The organism is Halorubrum sp. Ea8 (assembly GCF_002252925.1).
Taxonomy (GTDB): Archaea; Halobacteriota; Halobacteria; order Halobacteriales; family Haloferacaceae; genus Halorubrum.
In genome coordinates, this window is sequence record NZ_NHPF01000089.1 from 1 (window position 1) to 23,123 (window position 23,123).

The following is a 23,123-nucleotide window of genomic DNA, read 5'->3' on the forward strand; positions in this document are numbered from 1 at the left end:
CGCGACCGCCGTCGGCGGCCCCGTCGAACAGCTCCGCCTCGTCGACGTAGTGCGTGATCCCCTTCGCGCGGCTCCCGGAGGGAGCGAGAACGTACAGCATCGCGCTCGCGAAGACGATAGAGAGGGCGGTGAGGGTAAGCGCGTACGGGTGGAAGATGGTCTCGACGGCGGGCACGGTCGAGGCGAGGAACTCGAAGCCGGTCCCCTCGCCGATGTTGTTCGCGTCGGTCAACTGCAAGGGAGCGGACCCGGAGATGCCCCAGTGCCACGTCAGGCCGAGCCCCATGTAGCCCGCGACCGCCAACAGCGGGTAGTGGACGTCGATCCCCTTCCGGTGCGCGACTTTCCCCATCTCGCGGGCGAAGATCGCGCCCATGATCAGGCTGAATCCCCAGTGGACCCACGCCAGCGACATCGAAATGAAGCCGACGAACGCCGCCGCCTGCGCCCCGGAGTTAGGGACCTCGGCGAGCCGCTGGAGGAGGTCGTTGACCCGCGGGTGATACGCGATGACGAACCCGGTCATCAGGATCAACACCATCTGCATCGAGAACCCGAGGAACGCCCAGAAGCCGCCGTACCAGAAATCCAACAGCTCTACGGCACCCGATCCGGTCGCGATGAGGCCGGCGGCGAAGACGATATACGTCAACAATATTGCAAACACGAAGGGACTTGGCATCCATCGCTCCACGACCGTTGAGATACTGAATCCGATACGTTCGACGACCCCGGCCTCGTCACTTGCCGCCATGCGAATGGTATCCAGCATCCTACAGTATAAATAATGGGATACCGCACCGCCGCCTCACGCGGAACGGTCCGGGCGGAGGCGGGGGTTCATTCGACGCGCTCGAACCGGTGGCGGACCACCTCGGCGTCGTCGTCCCAGTCGAAGTTCCCGCCGTGCGCGCGGACCATCCGCTCTTTGTACGCCTCCAGCGAGGGCGACCCCTCTCGCTTCGCGTCGGCGTCGGTCATGTCGCCGAGGGTGCGCTCGGTGACCTCGGTCAGCTCGAAGTCGACGCCGTCGATCTCGAAGACGTCGCCCTCGTCGCCGTACTGATTCCCGCGGTGGAGCTGGGTCACGTCGCCGTCGAGCGCGGCTTGCTTCACGCGGTCGTTCGGGAGCAGGTCGGCCGGGTCGTTCTCGGACATGTGCGCCCGTTGGGCGCGGATCCGTTTATAAGCGTGGCCGGCGGGATCCGCTCGGCGTCAAGAGTACTCCGCGGTCAGCTCTTTTTCTGGCCCTTCTTCCCTTTCTGCCCGGCGTTTCCGCTCGCTGTCTGGAGGATCTCGGCCGTCCCGCGAACCGGTCGACCCGTGTCGCTCCGCTTCGCGAGGAACCGGACCCGAACGCTGCCGTCCGATCCGCCCGGCGCCGTGTCGACGCCGGTCCCGTCCGCGGGGAACACGAAGGTCGTCCGATTACCGCGCTGGACGACCTGCCGCGGCTCCGCGCCGCCCGCGCGGTTCACGTCGTAGAACCAACCGCACCGCACGGAGCCGTCCTCGATAGCGTCGGCCGTGATTCCGTCGACGGTCACTCGGTAGTTCTCCCCGGCACGCTTGACCGAGACGTCGACCTCCTCGCCTTGCGGGTGCGGGAGCGCGCGGTTCGTGATCGGCGGCACAAGGTAGTTCCCGCGAACCTTCGTCTCGAGATAGTTGACGATGCCGCTGTCGGGGCCGGCGCCGATTTTCTCGTCGTCGATACGGTCCTCGCCGGTCAGCCCGAACGCCTTCGAGTCGAACGCGACGCCGTTCATCGCCTGCCGGATGTACGCCATGTACGGGTTGAACCGCATCAGAGAGATGAAGAGGTTCCCGGGCGTTTCTTGATCGGTGGTCGCGACGTCGCGTCGGAGCAGCACCTGTTCCGCCTCCTGGTTCCCGTCGTGGCCGTCCAAGTCGTCGTCGCGCTCCTCCGCCGGCAGTAGCTCGTCGCGCTCGCTCCCGGACAGGCGCTCTCGCCCCTCCTCGGTGAGTCGCGTCTCCAGGTCGAACCGGGCCCGGGAGAGCTTCTGCGCGTGGCCGGCCACGCCCGCGTCGTCGTAATCGTCGACCGTCTGCTCGGCCTTGTCGGTCTCGCCGCCCAGCTCCCGCAGCGGCGTGTCGCCCGGCGCGCTGCTGTCTCCGAGGTTCTCACCGACCGTCCCGGTGTTCTCATCGGTGTGGTCGGGCGAGAACATGCGCTCGCGACGGCCCTCTGTGTCGTTCTCGTCGTAGAAGCGGTCGAGGTCGATGTCGAGCTTCGAGACGTGCTGGATGGTCCCCTGTGCGAATGCACCCGGTGGGTGCGGCACGACGAGGTTCTGGTCCTCGAAGATCGTCGCGTTGTCCTCGCGGGGAATGCTGTTGCGGTAGAGATCGTTGAACCCCATCGTCAGCTCCGCCTCCGGGTCGTCCGGGATGCGGTCCGGGTCGAAGTCGGTGTCGGACTCGAGCTCCTCGGTGATCGTCTCGTGGCCGGCGAATCCGGTCCGGCGATAAGGGTACTCGGTCGGGCGGCCGCTCCCGTTACCGGCCGTCTCGAGGACGCCCGAGAACGTGGCGTCGAACTCGACGGTGTCGCCGTCCATCTCGGCTTCGCCCCCCCAGAGCAACTCCTCGACGGCCATGATATTCTGCGCGTTGTTGCTGGCGAGGTGCAGACAGACCTCCGCCTCGTCGGCGTGGGGGTCCTCGTGGTCGAGGGTCACGCCGGGGGTATCGATGAGCTGCTTCGGCCGCAACAGCCCCGGCTTGACGACCTTCCCCTTCGGACTCAGTCCCCTCGGTAGGTCCGCGTCGAACCGGTCGAAGTAGGCGGGCGAGTAGCCGATGGTGAACAGGACGCCCTCGCTGGCCCACTCGAAGTGGCGCTCGATCTCGCGGAGCACCTCCTCAACCGTCGCTCGGTCGGCGGCGCTCGGCTCCTCCTCCTTGCCGGGCACGTAATTCAAGTGTAGCGTCACGTGGTGAGAGGGATGGGCCGTGACGCCGCCCTCGGAGATGTCCGTCTCGAAGCCGTCCCACGCGTGCTGTCTGTTGTCCCGTGCTTCGGCGCCGATCCGGTCTCCCCCCTCGGCCGAGACCGTCTCCGGCGTCCCGTACAGTCCCGTGGCGGTCGTCAGCGCGCTCGCTCCCCCGATCGCGAGCGCTGACTTCATGAACGACCGTCGCTCGATTCCCCTGTCGGACGACACGCTCGAACCGTCGTTGACGTCGTCGGCGTGACCGTCCGTCGCCTCCTCGTCGTTCCCGTTCGAATGATACGGGCAGCCCATGCCATCGATTTACAAGGACTATTCATATTTAATATTTAACATATTACTACAGTCGCTTAGAAACGAAATTATTCCGGCTGAAACACCTCTTCTGTATGGTTTGGGTTTGCGCAATATTTGAGCGAGCGTTATATTTATTTACAAATATTCAGAGTATGATTGCAGAATAAAATATCCCGAAATGAATTGGTCAGTGCGATTCGTAGCGCCCGACGATACGTGAGACACCGGCGCATTCGTGAAACTGAGCCGACACTACGTATCTCGAAACCGGCGCTGACGGCGGTGTCCACTTTCGTGATCACCGAATTGGCGGGCCGAGCCGAGGGATTCAAGACCGTGCCAAACCCCTTCTCCGACGATGCGTCAGGACCACCTCATCACCGCGACACAGCTCTCGCGGGATGACATCGAGGCGGTGCTCGACCGGGCCCGGGAGGTCGCCGACGACCCCGCCGCCTTCGCGGACCGGCACGCCGGGCGGGTGCTCGCGCTCTGCTTCTTCGAGCCGAGCACGCGGACCCGGATGAGCTTCGACAGCGCGGCCAAACGGCTCGGCATGAACACCGTCGACATGGGCGACGTCGACTCCTCGTCGGTGTCGAAGGGAGAGTCGCTCTCCGACACCGTCCGCGTCATCGAGGGCTACGCCGACGCGCTCGTCCTCCGGCACCCGAGCGAGGGCGCCGCGAAGCTGGCCGCCGAGCACGTCTCCGTCCCCGTCGTCAACGCCGGCGACGGCGCCGGCCAACACCCCTCACAGACGCTCCTCGACCTCCACACCATCCGCGAGAACCACGGGCTCGACGACCTCACGGTCGGGATCATGGGCGACCTGAAGTACGGCCGCACGGTCCACTCGCTGGCGGCCGCGCTCACGGAGTTCGACGCCAACCAGCACTTCATCAGCCCCGAGTCGCTGCGGCTCCCGCGGTCGGTCCGGTTCGACCTCCACGAGACCGGCGCGCAGGTGCGCGAGCACACCGACCTCGAGACCGTGCTCGGCGAGCTCGACGTGCTGTACGTCACCCGGATCCAGAAAGAGCGGTTCCCCGACGAGAACGAGTACCACCGCGTCGCCGGCGAGTACCAGATCGACGCCGAGACGCTCGAAGACGCCGCCGACGACCTCACCGTCATGCACCCGCTCCCGCGCGTCGACGAGATCGCGCCCGACGTCGACGAGACGGACCACGCTCGCTACTTCGAACAGGCGCACAACGGGATCCCGGTGCGGATGGCGCTGCTCGATACCCTCATGCAGAACGCGGAGGCCGCCGAGGGAACGGAGGTGGGCCGATGAGCGACCACGAGCTCCGCGTCTCGAAGATCCGCGACGGGACCGTGATCGACCACGTCGAGGGCGGGCAGGCGCTCAACGTGCTGGCGATCCTCGGGATCGACGGCTCCGAGGGGTTCGGCGTCTCCGTCGGGATGAACGTCCCCTCTGACCGGCTCGGCCGCAAGGACATCGTGAAGGTCGAGGAACGGGAGCTCTCGCAGTCCGAGGTCGACGTGCTCTCGCTCATCGCCCCCGAGGCGACGATCAACATCGTCCGGGACTTCGAGGTCGTCGAGAAGAACCGCGTGACGCGTCCCGACACGGTGACCGGCGTGCTCTCGTGTCCGAACCGGAACTGCATCACGAACGCCGACGAGCCGGTCGACACCCGGTTCGACGTCGTCGCCGACGGCGTCCGCTGCGACTACTGCTCGACGATCCTGCGCGCCGACATCGCCGACCACATCGACGTCTGACCCGAGCGAGGTGGGGTGGTTTTCGGCCGTCGGCCACCCGGCCCGTCCGACGCTCCGGTAGGTTTTAGCGCCCGCCGCTCGATGCGTCGGACATGAGCAAGAAACTGAAGCTCGTTCTGGTCCTGTCGCTCGTCACGCTCGCGTACTTCCTGTTCGCCGGCGACAAGGAGCCGGTGACCGTCGAATAGCGAGCGGCGCGACCGCGCACCGACTCCGACCGATCCCCGCGGGCGGATGCCCGCCGTTTTTACCCCGCAATCGCGTAGCGACGGGTATGTACGGGGTCGTCACGCGCAACGCCGACGAGGTCGAGATGGAGCCGTTCGACCTCGGCTTCTACGAGGTGAAAGACGTCACGGGGCGGTCGGCCGCGCCGCTCCCGAACGCGGTGAACATGGTGTCGTGTTTCGGAGACAACGCCGCTGCCGGCGAGAACCCGGACCTCGTCCCCGTCGACGAGCGCGGCGAGCCGGCGACCCGCGACCGCGACTACTTCGACTGGGCGTACATCTGCCCGACGCACCCGGAGTACCGCGAGGGTCTGCTGGAGATAATCGAGGACTGCGCCGCCGAGAGCGACGACGTGCGCCTCGACGACGTGGGGTTCCCGCGCGAGGGGTTCTGTCGCTGCGACCGCTGCGAGCGGCTGTTCGCCGAGAGCGACCGCGAGCGCTGGAGCGACTGGCGCGCCGACGTCATCACCGGGTTCGTCGCCGACGCCGCCGAACTGGTCCCCGGCCGCGTGCTGCTCACGCTGTACCCCGACCCGTATCCAGGCCACCTCAGAGCGCGCGCCGGCCTGGACCTCGATCGACTCGCCGACCACGTCGACGAGTTCGTCGTCCCGCTGTACGACACCGAGTACGCGACGACCTACTGGCTGGAGGCGATCGCCCGCGGCTTCCGGACGCGGCTCGGCGGCGACTACGACGTCCACGGCGCGCCGCCGGAGACGCCGTTCTCGCTGGAGCTGTACGCGGTCGACGTCGCCGTCGACGACCTGATCCACGCGACCGAGGTCGCCGAGACGTACGCGAAGGACGTCTTCTTCGGGTACGACGCCAACAACGCGGCCGCCGCGCTCCGCCGGAAAGACGCGGACGGACGCGACGGCGAGGTCCACCGGCCGGACTGATCGCGACGGCGATTCGGGGGCGCCTCGCGAGCGCCTCGTCCCGGCGGCTCTGTGAAGGAGGGTTTATATACCGTCACGGCCGACCCCTACTCGACCGGCCGCCGGCGTGCGACACACCGGTCGTCTCGCGTTCGCGCGAGGCGGTCGCCTTTCAACGTCCGCGCCGTAGCGGCGGTCGCCCTACAGTCGTGAGCCGCCGGCTCGTCCGAGACAGCGGCGACTCACCGGTCGACTTCGCCCATGATCGTGTCTAAGCTCCCCAGCGACGCGATCAGGTCCGGAATCGCCTCGCCGTCGGCCATCTCGGGAAGCGCTTGGAGGTTCGAGAAGGAGGGCCCGCGGATCTTGAAGCGGGCGGGCTCGTCGGTGCCGTCCGCGCGAATGTAGATGCCGAGCTCGCCCTTGGCGGCCTCGACAGCGCGATAGATCTCCGTGTCGTCGTCCGGTCGGAGCGTGCGGGGCACGTTCGCCTGAACCGTCCGCTCGTCTTCTGGCCAGTCCTCGAGCAGGTCGACGCACTGCTCGACGATCTTCGCGGACTCCTCGACCTCGCGCATCCGGACGAGCAGGCGACTGTAGTTGTCGCAGCCGTCTTCGGTGACGACATCCCAGTCGAGGTCGTCGTAGTAGCCGTACGGGTCGTCGCGGCGCAGGTCGTAGTCGACGCCCGACCCGCGGAGCACGGGCCCCGTGCAGCCGTACTCCTTCGCGACCTCCGGGGGGAGAACGCCGGTGTCGACCGTGCGCAACTGGAGGATCTCGTTGCGAGTGAGGAGGTCGTGGTACTCCTCCAGCCGACGCGGGAGGCCGTCGAGGAACGTCCGCACCGTCGAGAAGAACTCCTCGCGGGGTTCGGGGAGGTCCCAGGCGACGCCGCCGAGCCGGAAGTAGTTGAACATCAGCCGCTGGCCCGTCAGGTCCTCTAAGACGTCCTGGACCCGTTCGCGCTCCTGGATCGCGTACATGAACGTCGCGGTGAAGTCGCCGATCACGTCGAGCGCGTACGCGCCCATCGCCAGCATGTGCGAGAGGATCCGGCTGCACTCGGCGCCCATCGTCCGGATGACCTGCGCGTACTCCGGCACCTCGATATCGGCGAGGTCCTCGGCCGCGCGGGCGTACGCCCACTCGTTCAGCAGGCCGCCACCGCCCCAGTCCCAGCGGTCGGGGTACGGCATGATCTGATGGCGGTACGTCCCGGACTGGGCCATCTGCTCCTCGCAGCGATGGATGTAGCCGATGTCCGGCTCCACGCCGACGACGTCCTCCCCGTCGAGCGTGACTTGCAGGTGGAGGACGCCGTGGGTCGCCGGGTGGTGCGGTCCGATGTTAAGGAGCATCGTGTCGCTCCCGGTCGCCGCGGACGATCCGGGTTCGACGGGCTCGTTCTCGGACAGCGCCGCGATCTGCGGGCGGTCCTGGTCGTACCCCATCGAGAGGGGGTGGCCCTGCCACGTCTCGGGCAGGAGGATCCGCCGGTGGTCGGGGTGGTCGTCGTACCGGATCCCGACGAGGTCGTACGCCTCCCGCTCGTGCCAGTCGGCGGTGCGGAACACGGGCTCGGCCGACTCAGAGACCGGGTCGTCCTTGTCTGCGGGGACGACGACGCCGACCTCCCGAGTCGGGTCATCGAACGATCGGAGGTGGTAGATCGACTCGTACCGGTTCTCGTACTCCTGCGCGGTGACGCAGGCGAGGTGGTCGAATCCGGCTTCCGATTTCAGCCTCGAGAGCGCCGCTTGAACCGCGTCCGGGCGAATCCGAGCGGCGGGCGCGTTCAGGTGCGTCTCGCGTGCCGTGACCAGTTCACGGATCGACGAGAACGGGTCACCCTCCGCGTCGGCGTCCTTCCGTTCGGTCAGCGCGTCGGTCGACATACTCCAACGAACGCGGCCGGAGGACCCGACGCTTCTGCCGGCTCAGTGCGGGTTTTTATAACCTCACCGTCGCCATCGCCTGGCGTGAAGTATCTCCGGATCGAACTCAGATATCCGCCTGACCTCATCCATCCGATACACCGGCTGATCGACGAGTCGGACGCGGTGGATCGGGACGTGCTCCTCCACGGAACGGTCCTCGACGAACCGGACGACACGTTCCTGTTCTACGTGGAGGGCGACATCGACGTGTACACCGACGCTCTTCGGTCAGTCGACCGGATCCGGGAGTTCGAGGTCACCCGGATCGACGAGACGGGCCACTACGTCTTTCTCACGCAGCGACGCGACGCGGTCGACGAGGCGATGTTCGGCCCGCTCCAGCGGACCGGCGTGGTCGTCGTCCCCCCGGTCGACTTCCGCCCGAACGGGGTCGCTCGGCTGACGCTCATCGGGACACAGGGGCCGCTAGGCGACGCGCTCGCGGATCTCCCCGACCGGATCGAGACCACGGTCCTCCGGATCGGCGAGTACGACTGGCGGCAGGACCTCTTCGACCCGGGACTGACCGACCGGCAGTTCGACGCCCTCGCGGCCGCCGTGGAGTGCGGCTACTACGAGTCCCCGCGGAGGGCGACCGTCGAGGCGGTCGCCGAGCGGATCGACGCCGCTCCGAGCACTGCGTCGGAACACCTCAGGAAGGCCGAATCGGCCGTGATGACCGCGTTCATGGAGCTTCGCGACGTGCCGTGAGGCCGAGAGACCGCGTGTGAGCGGCCCGCGTACCGCCGCTAGTGAACCGTCCGGTCGTCGCTCGTGTCGATCGCTTCGATCGAGTCGGCGTTGCCGAACTCCGGGTTCGGACCGTCGCCCGGTTCCGCCCAGTCGACCGCGTTCCGGAGCACCCGCCGGACGTCGTCGTTGTAGTAGACCGGATACGTCTCGTGGCCCGGGCGGAAGTAGAACACCTTCCCGCTGCCGCGGCGGTAACAGCAGCCGGAGCGGAACGTCTCGCCGCCGGCGAACCAGGAGTTGAAGACGAGCGTGTCGGGCGCCGGGATATCGAACCGCTCGCCGTACATCTCCGCCTCCTCGACCTCGATGTACTCGCCGATCCCGTCGGCGATCGGATGGCCCGGCTCGATCGTCCAGAGCCGCTCCGTCTCGGCGGCCTCCCGCCACTTCAGCGAACAGCTGGTGCCCATGAGCCGCTTGAAAATCTTCGAGTAGTGCGCGGAGTGGAGCACGAGGAGTCCCATCCCGTCGAGCACGCGCTCGTGAACGCGGTCGACGACCTCGTCGCGCACCTCGTCGTGGGCGGCGTGGCCCCACCACGTGAGCACGTCGGTGTCGGTTAAGACCTCCTCGGTGAGCCCGTGGTCGGGGCCCTCGTCGAGGGTAGCGGTGCGGACGTCGTGGCCCGCCTCCTCGAAGACCTCCGCGAGAACCGCGTGGATCCCGTCGGGGTAGAGGTCGGCGACGACGTCGCTCTCGCGCTCGTGGCGGTACTCGTTCCAGACCGTGACGCGTGCCATATCGTTCCTGCTCCCCGAATCGACTTGTAGGATCGTATCCGAACCGGTCGCACCTGCGGTCCGAGGGTGAGCATTCGTCGCCGGCCGTCACCCCGGAAAGAACAGCACGAACAGCGCCAGGGCCAACACCGCGAACGCGACGGCGACCAGCACGCCGTACCACGCGGCGCCGCCCGCGAGGAGGAGTCGGCTCCCGTCCGGGAGGCGTACGTCGCGGACCGCCGGGAGGACGACCGCGACGGCCAGCCAGCCGCCGACCGCGACGAGAAGCGTCGATCCGAACGCCCACGCCGGCAACGTCGGACTGCCGGCGGGCAACCGAACGCCGACCTCGAGAAATCCCGCGGTATGGGTGCAGACGACGACCGCGACGAGGAACGGGTAGTTCAGGCCGACCCGACCGGTCGGCCACCGGCTACAGAGGTCGCGCAGGCGCTCGGACAGCAGCAGTGGTGCCCAACCCACCAGCACGACGACCCACAGGATCGGGACGAGGACCAGTGCGTTTCCGGAGGCCATCGATCGGCTTATTCTGATTAACTAAATTATAACTTCCGCCGGGCGAGGGGAGGGGGAAGTCGATTTCGGCTACCCCGAGAACTCGGACTCGCTCACCCGGACGACGACCGTCTCCTCCACGTCGCGGAGGTCGTACTCGGGCGTCTCGCCCTGTTTCCGGCGGACGTACAGCGGCTCGACCGGCCGGCCGTCCACGAGTCCGAACAGCTTCAGGCGCTGGTCGGTCTCCTCGGGCGGGACGGCGCCGTCGCGGACCTCGCGGGCGAGGCCGCGGGAGAGCCACTCGTCGGTCGAAATCGACGGCTCGCGGACGAGCGCCTCGTCGACGAAGCGCACGAGGTACCAGTTGAGGTCGTTCAACAGCGCGACCGCGGCGCCGAGGCTCACGGTGTCGACGGCGAGGCTGTTCGCGAACGGCTCCTCGATGTCGTACGTCGCGAGCGCGTCCCTGGCGGTCTCGCGAGACAGCAGCTCGTAGGTGAGGTTGACGTCCGGATCGCCGAGGAGACACACCCGCGTCACACGCTATCGGTCTCGCCGGCTCCTCAAATCGGTTGCGGTCGTCGGGGGGCGAGGCGGAGCGACCCTCCGGTCCCGCCGCTCAGAACGTCGAGACGTCGCCGTCGATGACGCTCCGGGTCACGTCGGTGACGTCGGCCAGTTCTCGGTCGACGATCGTCAGGACCTCCGCCTCGATGTCGCCGAGCGCGACCCCCTCCTCGGTGACGAGCTGCGCGTCGGCGACGTGCGGCTCGTCGATCGGGCGGCCGATCTGCGAGAGCAGGCGCACCTGCAGGTCGCGGATCCCGTCGACCTCGTCGGTGACCGACTCGGCGATCCGCGTCGACAGGAGGTTGTATATCTTCCCGATGTGGTTGACGGGGTTCTTGCCGGAGGTCGCCTCCATCGACATCGGCCGGTTCGGAGTGATGAGCCCGTTCGCGCGGTTCCCGCGCCCGACTGACCCGTCGTCGCCCTGCTCGGCCGAGGTGCCGGTGACGGTGAGGTACACCGACCCCTCGTCGTAGTCGTCGGCGGTGTTCACGTCGACGTGGACCTCGCGGTCGGTGTGGTCCTGAGCGAGCCCGGTGACGAACTCGCGCACGTCGTTGACGGCGTCGTCGTACGCGTCCAGCCCGTCCACGTACCGGTCGACCATCGCGGCCGCGACCGTGATGTCGATCCGGTCGCCCTCGCGCTTGCCCATGATCTTCACGTCGGGGCCGAGCTCGGGGTGCTCGTCGTGATACCGGCCGTTGAGCGCTCGCTCGGCCTCGTGGACGATCGTCTCCGTCTCCGTGAGCGGGGCGTGACCGACGCCGAAGGAGGTGTCGTTCGCCATCGGCACCTGCTGGGTCTCCTCGCCGAAGACGTCCTGGAGGTCGCCCGAGCCCTCACCGAGTTTGACGTCGACGACGACGTCCGTTCCGTACTCCAACTCCGGGATGGCCTCGGCGAGGTAGTCGCGGGCGGCCGCCAGCGCGGTCGAGTCGACGGGGAGCTGCTCGCCCTCGTACTCCTTCGTGGCGCGGCCGACGATGAGCAGGTAGATCGGCTCGACGACCTCGCCGCCGCCGTACGCGGGGGCGGCGCGGCCGGCGACGAGCTGCGTCTCGTCCGTGTTGTAGTGGAGCACCTTGCCGACGCGGTCCAAGTAGAGCTGCGAGAGCGCCCGCGACACCGACTCCGCGACGCCGTCGCAGATCGAGTCAGGGTGTCCGATACCCTTCCGCTCGACGATCTCGACCTCCTGGTCCTCGACGGCCCGCCGGTCGAGGCGGCTGACCTGAATGTTCCGGTCCATTACCTCTCGGTACTCCGTGGGTCGCAGTATAACTTGCGGAAACCTCCCGCGCCCGGGTAATGCTTCGAGGTAATTGTTTGGCAGATGTTGACGCTACTTCGCCCCCGGCCGTCCGACCGAGCGACCGCGCTCTCTCGTCGGCGCTCAGCGGACCGCCTCGTACGCCTCGCCCATCGCGTCCAGCGCCTCGCGGAGTTCGCTCTCGTCGGTCGCGTACGAGATCCGGGCGTGGCCGCGGCCGTGTTCGCCGAACGCCTCGCCCGGGACGACGATCACCCCGCGGTCGATGCACTCGTCGACGAACCCCTCGGGAACGCGTGGCATCGCGTAGAAGGCGCCCTGCGGGGTCGGGCAGTCGAGGCCGATCTCGTCGAACCCCTCCAGGAGTAGGTCGCGGCGGCGCTCGAAGGAGGCCGTCATCTCGTCGACGATCCCGCGGTCGCCGCGCAGCGCGCCCTCGGCCGCGTACTGGGCCGGGGCCGACGCGCAGGCCTGCGCGTACTGGTGGACGCGCAGCATGCGCTCCACGCGCTCGTCCGAGCCGTACACCCAGCCGAGCCGCCAGCCCGTCATCGAGAACAGCTTCGAGGCGGAGTTGACGACGACGACGCTGTCCGTCTCCGCGAACTCCATCGGCGAGTAGTGCTCGCCGTCGAAGACGGTGTACTCGTACACCTCGTCGGAGATACAGAGCACGTCGTGCTCGTCCGCGATCCGCGCGAACTCGCACACGTCCGCCTCGGAGGATACCGCGCCGGTGGGGTTGCCGGGCGAGTTCACCACGAACGCGGCGGTGTCGTCGGTGATCGCCGCCTCGATCGCGGCCGGGTCGATCGTGAGGTCGTCGCGCAGCGGCGCGGGGACGGGCTCGCCGCCCGCGAGCTTCGTGAGGGCGTCGTAGGAGACGAACCCCGGGTCCGGGATCACGACCTCGTCGCCAGCGCTCACGTGCGCCTCCATCGCGACGTGGAGCGCCTCGCTCCCGCCCGCGGTGGCGATCACGTTCGCGGGGTCTAAGTCGATCCCCTGGTCCCCCCGGTGCTTCTCCGCGATCGCCTCCCGGAGCGACCGGATCCCCTTGTTCTCTGTGTAGGCGTCCGCCTTCCCGTCCTCGATCGCGTCGACGGCCGCCCGACGCGCGTGCGCCGGCGTCGGGAAGTCGGGCTGTCCGAGCCCGAGGTTGATCGCGTCGTCGCCGGCCGCCTCGAACACCTCGCGGATCCCGCTGATGGAGATCCGCTCGACCCTGTCGGAGAAGTTCGGCATATCCGTTCGGGGGCGCCGCCGGGAGTTAGTTCTTGTCACGTCCGCGCTCTCGACGGGGAGGCGCGGCCGGCGGTCACCGCCGCCGGTCCCACACCGGTCGACGGCTCTCCTCGCCGGGACCGCGGTAGAGCGTGCCGTCCTCGTCGAGCGGGAGCGCGAACCGCCCGCGGAGCACGCTGAGCACCTCGGTCGGCTCGGCCCGGAGGAGCGCCTCGTCGACCGCCCTGAGACGGAACTGGGGGCGCCCCGGCCCCATCGGCATCTTGATCGACTCGATCAGCTTCCGCTCCACGAGCGCCCGGCGGTCGTCCGTGAGCTCCTGACCGGGCGCGATCGCGACGCGGCCGCCGTCGGGACCGACCCCGTCGGCGCCGATCCCGGCGCTTCCGGGTTCGTTTCCGGCGCTCCCGGATTCGTCGCCGGTGCTCCACTCACCGGCGCTCCACTCGCCGTCGATCCATCGGCGGAGGTCCCGGAACAGATGGTCGTGTCGGGCCGCCAGCGCGACGAACAGGGCCCGATCCGTGACGGTCCCGACTCGGCCGACCGCCCCGTAGTCGAGCGCGTCGAGGACCGCGGCGACGTCGTCCGCGAAGCGGTCGTCGAGGACTCCGCGCGCCGCGGCCAGCAGCCGGGTACGCGAGGGCATCCCGACGGGCGCGGGCGCCGCCGCCTCGAACCGAGCCGATGCGGCGCCGCGCGCGGCGGCGGTCGCGTCGCCCGTCTCGGAGACGAGCGTCCGGTCCGCGCGGGGGCCGGCGACGGCGTCGACGCGGTCCGGCGTCGCGAACACGAGCGAACGCGGTGCGGTTTCGGCCGCCGAGGCGTCGCCGGCGGAGACGGCCTCGCCGGTGAGCGTCCGCAACTCGATCGATCCCTCCGTGACCGACTCGGCCACGGCGGTGCCGAGGACGAACGCCCTCTCGAGCGCGTCGACCGCGCCGGGGCGACAGGCGACCCGCCACGGCTCGCCGTCGGCGGTTCGGCTCCGAGCCGCGAGGACAGACGGAAGGAGCCCGAGCGGGACGCCGACGGCGACGACGCCGGACCGCCCCGCGAGCGCCGACTCGATCGAGCCCGCGAGCGCGTCGCCGTACTCGTCGATCGCGACGGCGACCTCGGATGGCTCGGTCGGGGGGTCGCCGCCGGTGGCGGCGGCGGCGCTGTCGTCGCCGGCGGCGGCGCCGTCGCCGCCCGTCGAGGGAGCCATACGGACCGGTGCGTCGGGACCGGAAAGAACGTTGCGCCGGCTCAGGGCGCTCGCGCGAAGACGAGGTAGCCGGTGTGGCCGACGCCCGCGGTGGAGGGGCGCGAGCCGCGCTCCGAGAAGTCCATCTCGCGCTGGATCGTCTCCAGCGTCTCGATACCGTCGAGACCGACATCACGAGCGGCGAGGGCCGCCTCGCGGGTACCCTCGACGAACGGGGAGTAGACGGCGAGACAGCCGCCGGAGACGAGCAGTTCGTCGGCGCGCTCGACGACGGCCGGCGCGTCCCCGGTGTCGAGCGTGAGCGCGTCGAACGGCTCGCCCTCGGCGAGGTCGTCCAGCTCCTCGGTGAGGTCGCCGGTGCGGACATCGACGCGGTCGGCGACCCCCGCGGTCGCCATGTTGGCGCGGGCGACGTCGGCGAACTCGGCGTCGATCTCGTAGGTGGTCACGTCGGCGCCGGCCCGGCCGAGGTAGGCGGCGAGGATCCCCGTCCCGGTGCCGGCGTCGAGGACGCGGTCGCCGCCAGACGCACCGGTGTGGCCCATCACGAGCCCCACGTCGCGGGGCATCATCGGGGCGCCGGTGCGTTCGAGGTGGTTGAACAGGTCCGGCCCGCGGAGCTCGCGGACCGCGAAGGCGGTGCCGAGGTGCGTCTCGACCGTGTCGCCGCCCTCGACGTCTTCGGGGACCTCGAGCACGCCGAGGTCGGTGCCGAACTCCTCGCCGGGCTCTAGCAGGTACTCCCGGTCCTCGTGAACGAGGAGGTACGCGGCGTCGGTCACGCCGAACCGGTCACTCCAGCTCCGCGATGGCGGCGGCGAGGTCGCCGTCGTTGTCCTCGAGCGCCTCGCGGGCCGTCGACTGCGGGACGCCCGCGCGCTCGGCGACCAGCGCCACGTCCTCGTCGGGGATACCGACGTCGGCGGCCTCGTCGGTCTCGTCGGCCGCGCTGGCGGATCCGCCCTCGACCGCCGAGGGGCCGCCCGCGCCCGCGTCGGCGACCTCTTCCGGGGAGCCGACGATCTGGTAGGTCTCCTGGCCCTGCGCGTCCATCTTGGTGACTTGGGCGCCGTCGAAGACGAGGTCGCCGTCGGCCGTCTCGATGACGACCCGCTCGGCGTCGAGCTCCTCGACGTCGATCCCCATCTGTTTCATCATCTGTTTCATCTTCCGCGGGTTCATGCCGCCTCCTCCGAACATACCAGCGAGTTCGGCCGGACGACACAAAAAGGGTGGCGACACGGGACGACCCCCTCCTCGACCGGCGGACCGCGGCCGTCGCGGCGGACGCCGAGCCGGCCGCCGCGGGGGCCGCACACGAGACGGCGAACGGCGCCGGGACGACTGGGTTCATACGTCCCGAACACCACCTGCGGGTATGTATCTCGCCGACCGGACCTGGCCGGAGCTCGGGGCGAAGCTGTCGGACGAGTCCGTGGCGCTCGTTCCCCTCGGCTCCACCGAACAGCACGGCCCGCACCTCCCGCTCGCGACCGACCACCTCATCGCCGAGGCGCTCGCGAGCGCGGCCGCCGAGGAGACCGGCGTCGTCCGCACGCCGACGGTCGACGTGGGCGTCAGCCCGCACCACCGGCAGTTCCCGGGGACGATGTGGGTCGACCCGCCGGAGTTCCGGGACTACGTCGAGGGGTTCACCCGCAACCTCGCGTACCACGGGATCGACCGGGTCGTCTACGTGAACGCCCACGGCGGCAACGTCCAGCACCTCCGCGAGGTCGCGCGCCGACTCCACGAGGACGGGACGACGTACGCGTTGGAGTGGATGTGGGACGAGTCGATCCCGGAGCTCGTCGACGAGCTGTTCGAGCACAACGGCCCGCACGCGGGGCCGAAGGAGACCGCCATGATCACCCACATCGCCCCCGAGCTCGTCCGCGAGGACCAGTTCGAGAACGCCCGCGACGACGGGCTCGTCCACCTCGAGGAGTCGGACGCGATGGTCCACGGCACCCGGACGTTCTTCGACTCGGTCGACAACTCCGCGAACGGCGCCTTCGGCGACCCGACCGACGTGACGCCCGAGAAGGCGGCGCGGCTGTTCGAGGCGGCGACCGACCAGCTCGTACGGCTCGTGGAGTGGCTGGAGGCGCGCGACCGCGAGGAGCTACTGCCGAAAGCCCGCGTCGAGTCGTCGCCGTACTAGTCGCGGCCGGGCAGCACCGAGTCGAGCGCGGCGTCCGCCTCCTCCCGCCGTCCGTCGAGAACGTCGAACTGCTCGCCGCGACGACGTTCGAGCCACCGCAGCAGGCGAGCGGCCCAGTCCAGCTTCCGCGCCTTCATCGGGCCGACGTCCGGGTCGTCGAACTCCCACCCCGGAAAGACCAGACGGCCGGCACCGACGTGGTCGGCGAGGAAGGCGGCGCGGTCGCCGTCGGTGAATCCGCCGGTGTTGACGACGACTCCCGTCGGCGCCGCCTGCGTCGTCGCCAGCGTCCACTCGTCGTCGAACCGAGGGAGCCACTTCCGGACCGCGGGGAGGTTGTCACCGTGGGCGTGGGCGGCGACCGGCACGCCCTCGCGCGTCAACGCGGCCGCCGTCTCCGGGTTCTTGTCGAGGTCGGTCACCATGCAGTCGACCGCGACGCCCCGCTCCCGGAGGACGTCGGCGGCGGTCGAGGCGGCGACGACGACGTCGGCGCCGCGGGCGAGGTCGACGTCGTCGGCGAGTCTCGGCGCCGCGCCGGCGACCGCGACCGTCGCGCCGCGCCAGTCGCCGAGGCGGTCGAGCGGGAAGGGGGTCGCCAGCCCGGCGGCGACGTCGCGGGCGCGCTCGTCGTCGGCCCGCTCGAAGCCGAAGTCCGCGAGGATCGCCTCGTAGACCGGCTCGAACGTCTCGAAGTTCACGCTCGCTCCCCCGTGTTCGGGCGGGCGGATCGGTCGGCCCGCCCCGGCGCCGCGCAGCGCCGCCGCTGGCGGGGTGGAATATGGTATGGGCCGGAGTAGCACAGAGTACCCCTACCCGCGTGCCCCTCCGGCGTCCGGTCGATCGGTTGTCTGCACGACGGCATAAACTTTCTCTTACTTCCAGCCGGCGTCTATCGTTTCGAGCGCGGTATCGAGCGCGACTGACACGCCGGAAACCGCGGCCGTGACCGCCGAGAGCGCGGTCGGCGTACAGATCAGAAGTCCCGTGGATCCGGTCCCGTCGGCGTCGGGTACGCCGCCGTCGGTCGCGGAGTGCGGGGCGGCGGCGGCGTCGGCCGCGGCCGGGAGCGCGAAGACCGCTCCGTCGACGCCCTCGGCTCCCGCGGTCGCGGCCCGGAGCGCCCCGACGGCCGGCTCCGGGAGGCCGTCGAGTTCGTACGTTCGAACGGCCGCGTCGCCCGCGGCGGCGGGGTCGGCGCCGAGCCGGTCGAGGTGGCGCTCCGCCTCCCGCGCGGTCGTCACGTCGAGTTCCTCGACGGCGACGTCGCCGGCGTCGCGTCCCGACCGGACTCGGTCCCGGGCGAACTCGGCGCCGACGAGCGCCGCGTCGCGGGTCTCCGCGACGTCGTGCGTGCGGATCACGTGCGCGCCGCGCTCGACCGCCATCGACGTGGCCGCCAGCGAGACGGGGAGCGCCTCCTCGGTGGTCCGGCCGGCGATCGTTTTCAAGAAGCTCTTGCGGTTGATCGAGACGAGCAGCGGCCGGCCGTACCCTCTGAACTCCCGTAAGCGGCGGAGCGTCTCGCGGTCGTCGGCGTGGGTCTTCGCCTCGGACCATCCGCCGAAGGCGGGGTCGAGGATCGTCTTGTCGGTGAGGCCGTTCATCGAGAGCGCCTCGTAGATGTCGTCGACGTCCTCGATGGCGCCCGGGCGCTCCAGGTCCGGCGGCGAGGCCATCTTCGAGACGGCGGCGTCGTGCTCGCGGCAGACGCGAGGCATCTCGGGGTCGGCGAACCCGCAGATGTCGTTGACCATGTCGAAGCCGCGCGAGAGCGCCTCGTCAGCGACCTCGTGATACCGGGTCTCGATCGACCAGACGGCGTCGCCGGAGGTCGACTCCATCGTCTCGACCGCGGTGTCGAGCCGGTCAAGCTCCTGGTCGGCCGAGAGCACGTCGAGGTCCTTGTTGGCGGACTCCAGTCCTACGTCGACGATGTCTGCACCCTCCCCGATCAGCTCTTCGTCGACGTACTCGGCCGCCTCGCCCGGGTCGTCGTACACGCTCGGGTCGTACGGCGACTCCGAGGAGACGTTGAGCACGCCCATGATCCGGGGCGGGTGATCGTCGCCGATTCCGAGTCCCGCGGCGTCCACAGTTCGCATAACAGTACCACGGGCGCGAGCATCATAAACGGGGCGAGTGAGGGATGGCAACGGGTCGCAAGCGAGCGGAGACACGTGTCAGTGTGAGACATGGCGGCAGCCGTCGGACACGCGTTATTGCCCTTCGGCACGAAGCACGCGTATGGACACGAAATCCGAAGATCGACTGCTCGGACTCGCGATAGTCGCCCTCCTCGCGACGATGGGGGGCGAACTGCTCGGGAGCCAACTGGTCATGACGGTCGGGGTGACCGTCTTCGCCCTCTCGCTCGTGGCGCTGTTCGCCGTGATGAGTGTCGTGCTCGCGGTGAACGTCGCTCGAACGTCGGAACTGAAGTCGATCGAGCCGGCGATGAGCGAGCGGTCTCGCTGAGCGGGGTCACAGCTCGAACGTCAAGACGTCCCCGACCGCGACGCCGTTTCGGTCGGTCCACTTATACGGGACTTCCAGCACGTACCGGCCGGACCCCGGATACGTCTGCTCGCTCCCGTCCTCGTTCGGTCCCGGTTCCGGCGCGTTGTGGATCTCGACGATCGTCCCCTCGGCGTCGGCGTAGACGATGTCGATCCCGAACGACATCTCGCGCATCACGAACGTCAGGTCCTCCCGCGGCGCCGGGAAGACGAACAGCATGCCGGCGTCCTCGGGGAGCGTCTCGGCGTCGCTGAGGCCGAGGAACCGCTGCTCGCCCGTCTCGGCGATCGCGGCGGTCACCCTCCCGAGGCGGTCGCCGTCGGGGGTGCGGGCCTCGACGAGAGTCACGTCGTAGTCGGCGTAGGCGCCGGACGGCCACTCGGCGGCCCGATCCGCGCCGTCGCCGTCCCCGTCGCTCTCGTCGGCCTTCCCGTCGCTGTCGTCGGCGTTCCCGTCGCGCTCGCCGTCGGCTTCCCCGTCGCTCGCGGTCGGTCCGACGCCGGCACAGCCGGCGAATCCCCCGACCGAGCCGGCGCCCATCGCGGCCAGCAGGTCCCGGCGTCGCATCGGGCGGGGTACGAGTCGCTCGCGTATATGCCCCGCGGCGGGAACGGCGAGCGTTCGAGCGCGTCGTCGAGCGGTCCCGCGCCTGGGCGCCGAGGCCGGAACGACGCGCTCGTCCCGGGAAGGACGCGCTTTTATCCGCGCCTCGTCTAGGCGCTCGCATGGCGAAAGTGAGCGTCGGCCTCCGCGGATGGCGGTTCGACGAGGAGGAGATATTCACCGACGACGGCGAGCTCAAGCCGCTCGACGAGATCCCCGAAGGGCCCCGAGAGCGGCTCTTCAGGCTCGTCTCGCTCGTCGAGGAGCCGTGCGACGTCTGTTACCTCGAACACGGCGAAAGCGAGATCCACCGCTGTAACCAGGCCGAGATCGTCTACGGGGAGCCCAACGGCGAGGTGCTGCTCTGCCCCGAACACGAGCCCGAACTGATCTACTGGTACCGCGAAGCGGGCGGGAGCGAGCACGCCGGCGGCCTGGAGTTCGGCGACCGCTTCCACGAGTGGGTCGCGGCCGGCAACGAGGCCCCGGACGGGTACGGCTCCGTCGAGCACGTCGAGGAGGACCCCGACGGGCTCCCGGACCTGCCGGATCAAGAGGAGATCCAAGAACGCGTCGAGCAGGACTTCGAGGGCGACCGGATCGACATCCTCGAACTCGCCGGGAAAGACGACGAGGGGGACGCCGACGACGAACTGGACGAAGACGAGTTCGAGGACGTCGACCTCTCGACCGACTACCCGTCGAACCGATGAGCGGCGCGGACGAGGACGCGGTGGCCGAGGGCGACGCCGGTGCCGAGAGCGACGACCGCGCTCAATCCACCCGCCGCGAGCCGGTGGTCGTCGTCGTCGAGCCGGAGACGCCCGGCAACGTCGGCACCATCGCTCGGGCAATGAAGAACTTCGGCCTCTCGGACCTCAAGCTGGTCGACCCGCCGGAGCTGACGGAGGACGGCGAGGCGTACGGCTTCGCCGGCCACGCCCGCGAGGACGTGCTTCCGAACGCGGACACGGTCACGTTCGACGAGGTCGTGGCGAACTACCACACGGTCGGCACCACCGCGATCACCGGCGAGGACGACCGGAGCCACGAGCGGTTCCCGTTCAAGACGCCGGCCGAGCTCCGGGAGTCGCTGCGGGCCGTCGACGCGCCGACCGCGATCGTGTTCGGTCGCGAGGGCCGCGGGCTCAACAACGAGGAGCTCTCGCGGCTCGACGAGGTGTGCTCGATCCCCGCGGACGACGACTACCCCGTGCTGAACCTCGGACAGGCCGCGACCGTGCTGCTGTACGAGCTCCGCGAGCTCACCGTCGACGAGACGCAGCTCCCGGACACGGCGGTCACGCGGGCCCCCGAGGGCGACGTGGAGCGCTTCCACGAGTTCTTCGGCGACTTCCTCGCGGCGACCGGCCAGCGCGAGCACGTCCGCGAGAAGAACGCGCTGCTGATGCGCCGGCTACTCGGGCGCGCGCACCCGACCGAACGGGAGGTCCACTCGCTGCTCGGCACGTTCCGCAAGGCGAACGCGAAGCTGGAGCACGCGGATCACCTCGCCGCGAAGTACGACGAGCCGGTCTACCCCCGGGAGTGACCGTGGAGGGAGAGCTCACCGACGACGTCGAGGGCGACACCGTCGACGGCGACGCGGCCGGCGGCGACGCCGCCGGCGACCTCTGGGCCGGCGTGCGCGACGTGTCGCCGCTCATGCTCGGTATCGTCCCGTTCGCGCTCGTCGCGGGCATCGCCGCCGTCGACGCCGGCCTCGGGCTGGCGGAGGCGGTCGGCATGTCCGTGATCGTGTTCGCCGGCGCCTCCCAGCTCGCCGCGCTGGACCTCCTCGGATCGAACGCCCCCCTCGCGGTCGTCGTCGGGACGGCGGTCGTGATCAACGTCCGGATGGTGATGTACTCGGCCTCAATCGCGCCGTACTTCGCCGAGTACGGGCGCCGGCTCCGGGCCGGCCTCGCGTACGTGCTCACCGACCAGGCGTACGCCATCTCGGTCGCGGAGTTCGAGGAGAACTCCGCCCGGAGCCGCTGGCGGTACTACCTCGGCGCGGCCGCGTCGCTGTGGGTCGTCTGGCAGATCGGCACGGTCGTCGGCGTCGTGGTCGGCGCCGGCGTCCCCGACGCGTGGGGGCTCACGTTCGCGGTGCCGCTCGTCTTCCTCGCGCTGCTCGTCCCCGCGATGAAGGACCGGCCGACGACCGCCGCCGGCGTCGCGGCCGGCGCGGTCGCCGTCGTCGCGGCCGGCCTCCCGCTGAACCTCGGACTGCTCGTCGGCGCGGTCACGGGGATCGCCGTCGGCCTCGCGACGGAGGTGGTCGAGGCGTGACCGGCGCGCCCCTCGGCACGGGCTCCCCGCGCGTCTGGGTCGCCATCCTCCTCATCGGGATCGCCACCTACGGGTTCCGGCTCTCCTTCATCCACCTGTTCGGCCGGATCGACGAGGTGCCCGCCCGGGTAAAACGCCCACTGCGGTACGTCCCGCCCGCGGTGCTCGCCGCGCTCGTGCTCCCCGATCTGGTGACGCTGCGCCCCTCCGTCGCCGCGACCCTCCTCGACGAGCGGCTGATCGCGGGCGCCGTCGCGGGCGTCGTCGCGTGGCGGACGGAGAACGTGTTCGCGACGATCGCGGTCGGGATGGGCGTGCTGTGGCTGTTTCGGTTCGTCGTCTTCGCGTGAGGCGCACGACCCGGCCGCCCGTCGGCCCGGACGCCGCCCGGCGCTCTTATCGGATCCGCTCCGGATAACGCCGCGCGAGAAGGGCGGCCGCGACGGCGCAGACCGCGGCGAACGGGACCGCGGTCGCGACGCTCACGAGCCCGCGAGCGGGCGGCACGGCGTACGAGACGGCGGCGACGGCGAGGATCGCGTACCCGAAGGCGGCGATCCCGAGCAGAGCCGGTCGCGCCCGCGGCGAGCGCCAGAGCCGCGTCCGCGTCGCGGCTCCGGTGACGATCCCGGCCGCGATGCCGACCGGCAGCCCGACGATCGCCGAGAACGCGATCTGGGCGGCGAGCGCCTCGGTGATAAGGGCGGCGACGACGAGGAACGTAGTGATCGCGACGCCGAGCGCCGCGAGGGGACGGGCGTTCATGCCGGGCGGAATGGACGGCTTAGGACTTAAAAGGGCCGCCGCTACCGATCGCGATCGGTGAGTCGATCGGGCGAAGACGCCTCGCGGTCTCCGAGGCCGTCACCGGCCGACTCGTCGCGATCGGTCGCGCGGCCGAAGCGGGATCCCCGCTCGGCCTCGCGCTCCCTGACCGCGGCGAACCGCTGAGCGGCGTCGGCGACCGAGTCGAGGACGGCGAACGTGCGGTAACTGAGGTACGCTCCGAACGTGAGTCCGAACGCGACGATGAGGCCGAGCAGGATCTGCCCGAGAATCAAGACCGAGTAGACGAACGTCAGGAGGGCCACGGTCGCGGCGGCCGTCCCGAGTCGGGTGCGGAGGGCCTCGGAGGGCGAGAGCGGGTCGTGCGCCATGCGCCCCGCTA

Annotated in this window: 27 protein-coding genes; 10 read left to right on the forward strand and 17 right to left on the reverse strand. The window is 69.8% G+C overall.

Annotated elements, in window-relative coordinates:
* The 3 genes from DJ74_RS09560 to DJ74_RS19180 form a co-directional block, all read right to left on the reverse strand.
* Positions 1–754: TIGR00366 family protein (locus tag DJ74_RS09560; RefSeq protein WP_141212694.1), on the reverse strand; the 754-nt coding region annotated here is incomplete at its 3' end.
* Between the two features lie 86 nt (positions 755–840).
* Complete coding sequence (locus DJ74_RS09565) at positions 841–1,158, reverse strand: ASCH domain-containing protein (protein WP_094527104.1); 318 nt, start codon at positions 1,156–1,158, stop codon at positions 841–843.
* Between the two features lie 74 nt (positions 1,159–1,232).
* The gene (locus tag DJ74_RS19180) at positions 1,233–3,269 is read right to left on the reverse strand and encodes a hypothetical protein (protein WP_094527105.1); all 2,037 of its coding nucleotides are present in this window, start codon (positions 3,267–3,269) and stop codon (positions 1,233–1,235) included.
* A 361-nt stretch (positions 3,270–3,630) separates the two neighbouring features.
* On the opposite strand from DJ74_RS19180, the gene pyrB reads away from it, so the two are divergent.
* From pyrB to DJ74_RS09585, 3 genes are all read left to right on the forward strand, one after another.
* Positions 3,631–4,572 carry an aspartate carbamoyltransferase gene (gene pyrB, locus DJ74_RS09575; protein ID WP_094527106.1) on the forward strand — a complete coding sequence of 314 codons (942 nt, stop codon included), beginning with the start codon at positions 3,631–3,633 and terminating at the stop codon, positions 4,570–4,572.
* The gene (gene pyrI / locus DJ74_RS09580; RefSeq protein WP_094522167.1) at positions 4,569–5,027 is read left to right on the forward strand and encodes an aspartate carbamoyltransferase regulatory subunit; all 459 of its coding nucleotides are present in this window, start codon (positions 4,569–4,571) and stop codon (positions 5,025–5,027) included. The genes pyrB and pyrI overlap by 4 nt, the downstream gene beginning before the upstream one ends.
* A 274-nt stretch (positions 5,028–5,301) precedes the next feature.
* Positions 5,302–6,162: a hypothetical protein gene (locus tag DJ74_RS09585; protein ID WP_094522168.1), complete on the forward strand. Its 861-nt coding sequence runs from the start codon at positions 5,302–5,304 to the stop codon at positions 6,160–6,162.
* A 221-nt stretch (positions 6,163–6,383) separates the two neighbouring features.
* Here the strand turns inward: DJ74_RS09585 and DJ74_RS09590 are convergent, their stop codons facing one another.
* The gene (locus tag DJ74_RS09590; RefSeq protein WP_094522169.1) at positions 6,384–8,039 is read right to left on the reverse strand and encodes an NADH-quinone oxidoreductase subunit D; all 1,656 of its coding nucleotides are present in this window, start codon (positions 8,037–8,039) and stop codon (positions 6,384–6,386) included.
* 84 nt (positions 8,040–8,123) lie between these two features.
* On the opposite strand from DJ74_RS09590, the gene DJ74_RS09595 reads away from it, so the two are divergent.
* Positions 8,124–8,792: a helix-turn-helix domain-containing protein gene (locus tag DJ74_RS09595; protein WP_094522170.1), complete on the forward strand. Its 669-nt coding sequence runs from the start codon at positions 8,124–8,126 to the stop codon at positions 8,790–8,792.
* Between the two features lie 38 nt (positions 8,793–8,830).
* On the opposite strand, the gene DJ74_RS09600 is transcribed toward DJ74_RS09595, so the two are convergent.
* The 8 genes from DJ74_RS09600 to DJ74_RS09635 all read right to left on the reverse strand — a co-directional run bounded on the left by DJ74_RS09600 (position 8,831) and on the right by DJ74_RS09635 (position 15,573).
* Positions 8,831–9,574 (reverse strand): ThuA domain-containing protein, encoded by a 744-nt coding sequence (locus DJ74_RS09600; protein WP_094527107.1) that lies wholly within the window; start codon positions 9,572–9,574, stop codon positions 8,831–8,833.
* Positions 9,575–9,661: 87 nt separating this feature from the next.
* The gene (locus tag DJ74_RS09605) at positions 9,662–10,093 is read right to left on the reverse strand and encodes a hypothetical protein (protein ID WP_094527108.1); all 432 of its coding nucleotides are present in this window, start codon (positions 10,091–10,093) and stop codon (positions 9,662–9,664) included.
* Positions 10,094–10,162: 69 nt separating this feature from the next.
* A complete protein-coding gene (locus DJ74_RS09610) occupies positions 10,163–10,615 on the reverse strand; it encodes a DUF5804 family protein (protein WP_094527109.1) in 453 nt (150 codons plus the stop codon).
* Between the two features lie 79 nt (positions 10,616–10,694).
* Positions 10,695–11,897 carry a methionine adenosyltransferase gene (locus tag DJ74_RS09615; RefSeq protein WP_094527110.1) on the reverse strand — a complete coding sequence of 401 codons (1,203 nt, stop codon included), beginning with the start codon at positions 11,895–11,897 and terminating at the stop codon, positions 10,695–10,697.
* A gap of 144 nt (positions 11,898–12,041) precedes the next feature.
* The gene (locus DJ74_RS09620) at positions 12,042–13,163 is read right to left on the reverse strand and encodes a pyridoxal phosphate-dependent aminotransferase (RefSeq protein WP_094527111.1); all 1,122 of its coding nucleotides are present in this window, start codon (positions 13,161–13,163) and stop codon (positions 12,042–12,044) included.
* A 73-nt stretch (positions 13,164–13,236) separates the two neighbouring features.
* Positions 13,237–14,373, reverse strand: coding sequence for a DUF5821 family protein (locus DJ74_RS09625; RefSeq protein ID WP_094527112.1), 1,137 nt, complete (start codon positions 14,371–14,373; stop codon positions 13,237–13,239).
* Positions 14,374–14,414: 41 nt separating this feature from the next.
* Positions 14,415–15,155, reverse strand: coding sequence for a tRNA (adenine-N1)-methyltransferase (locus tag DJ74_RS09630; protein WP_094527113.1), 741 nt, complete (start codon positions 15,153–15,155; stop codon positions 14,415–14,417).
* Between the two features lie 10 nt (positions 15,156–15,165).
* Entirely contained in the window at positions 15,166–15,573 is a 408-nt protein-coding gene (locus DJ74_RS09635) for a nascent polypeptide-associated complex protein (RefSeq protein WP_094522177.1), read from the reverse strand.
* A 178-nt stretch (positions 15,574–15,751) separates the two neighbouring features.
* Between DJ74_RS09635 and DJ74_RS09640 the strand changes: the two genes are divergently transcribed.
* Complete coding sequence (locus DJ74_RS09640; RefSeq protein WP_094527114.1) at positions 15,752–16,537, forward strand: creatininase family protein; 786 nt, start codon at positions 15,752–15,754, stop codon at positions 16,535–16,537.
* Here the strand turns inward: DJ74_RS09640 and DJ74_RS09645 are convergent.
* Both DJ74_RS09645 and folP read right to left on the reverse strand, forming a co-directional pair.
* The gene (locus DJ74_RS09645) at positions 16,534–17,238 is read right to left on the reverse strand and encodes a 6-hydroxymethylpterin diphosphokinase MptE-like protein (protein WP_094522179.1); all 705 of its coding nucleotides are present in this window, start codon (positions 17,236–17,238) and stop codon (positions 16,534–16,536) included. The genes DJ74_RS09640 and DJ74_RS09645 overlap by 4 nt on opposite strands.
* A gap of 174 nt (positions 17,239–17,412) precedes the next feature.
* The gene (gene folP, locus DJ74_RS09650; RefSeq protein ID WP_094527115.1) at positions 17,413–18,642 is read right to left on the reverse strand and encodes a dihydropteroate synthase; all 1,230 of its coding nucleotides are present in this window, start codon (positions 18,640–18,642) and stop codon (positions 17,413–17,415) included.
* A gap of 142 nt (positions 18,643–18,784) precedes the next feature.
* Here folP and DJ74_RS09655 point away from each other — a divergent pair, with 142 nt between their 5' ends.
* Entirely contained in the window at positions 18,785–19,015 is a 231-nt protein-coding gene (locus tag DJ74_RS09655; protein ID WP_094527116.1) for a hypothetical protein, read from the forward strand.
* 6 nt (positions 19,016–19,021) lie between these two features.
* On the opposite strand, the gene DJ74_RS09660 is transcribed toward DJ74_RS09655, so the two are convergent.
* Complete coding sequence (locus DJ74_RS09660; RefSeq protein WP_094527117.1) at positions 19,022–19,624, reverse strand: DUF192 domain-containing protein; 603 nt, start codon at positions 19,622–19,624, stop codon at positions 19,022–19,024.
* A gap of 158 nt (positions 19,625–19,782) precedes the next feature.
* Here DJ74_RS09660 and DJ74_RS09665 point away from each other — a divergent pair, with 158 nt between their 5' ends.
* The 4 genes from DJ74_RS09665 (at position 19,783) to DJ74_RS09680 (ending at position 22,305) form a co-directional block, all read left to right on the forward strand.
* Entirely contained in the window at positions 19,783–20,373 is a 591-nt protein-coding gene (locus DJ74_RS09665; protein WP_094527118.1) for a hypothetical protein, read from the forward strand.
* Positions 20,370–21,212 (forward strand): RNA methyltransferase, encoded by an 843-nt coding sequence (locus DJ74_RS09670; RefSeq protein ID WP_094522184.1) that lies wholly within the window; start codon positions 20,370–20,372, stop codon positions 21,210–21,212. Before DJ74_RS09665 ends, DJ74_RS09670 begins: the two co-directional genes overlap by 4 nt.
* Before the next feature lie 113 nt (positions 21,213–21,325).
* Positions 21,326–21,955, forward strand: a complete 630-nt coding sequence (locus DJ74_RS09675; RefSeq protein WP_094522194.1) for an AzlC family ABC transporter permease — start codon at positions 21,326–21,328, stop codon at positions 21,953–21,955.
* On the forward strand, positions 21,952–22,305 hold the full coding sequence (locus tag DJ74_RS09680) for an AzlD domain-containing protein (RefSeq protein WP_094522185.1): 354 nt from the start codon (positions 21,952–21,954) through the stop codon (positions 22,303–22,305). Before DJ74_RS09675 ends, DJ74_RS09680 begins: the two co-directional genes overlap by 4 nt.
* Positions 22,306–22,351: 46 nt before the next feature.
* On the opposite strand, the gene DJ74_RS09685 is transcribed toward DJ74_RS09680, so the two are convergent.
* Together DJ74_RS09685 and DJ74_RS09690 are read right to left on the reverse strand one after the other, a co-directional pair.
* The gene (locus DJ74_RS09685) at positions 22,352–22,720 is read right to left on the reverse strand and encodes a hypothetical protein (RefSeq protein ID WP_094527119.1); all 369 of its coding nucleotides are present in this window, start codon (positions 22,718–22,720) and stop codon (positions 22,352–22,354) included.
* A gap of 41 nt (positions 22,721–22,761) precedes the next feature.
* Positions 22,762–23,112, reverse strand: a complete 351-nt coding sequence (locus DJ74_RS09690; RefSeq protein ID WP_094527120.1) for a hypothetical protein — start codon at positions 23,110–23,112, stop codon at positions 22,762–22,764.
* Between the last annotated feature and the right edge of the window lie 11 nt (positions 23,113–23,123).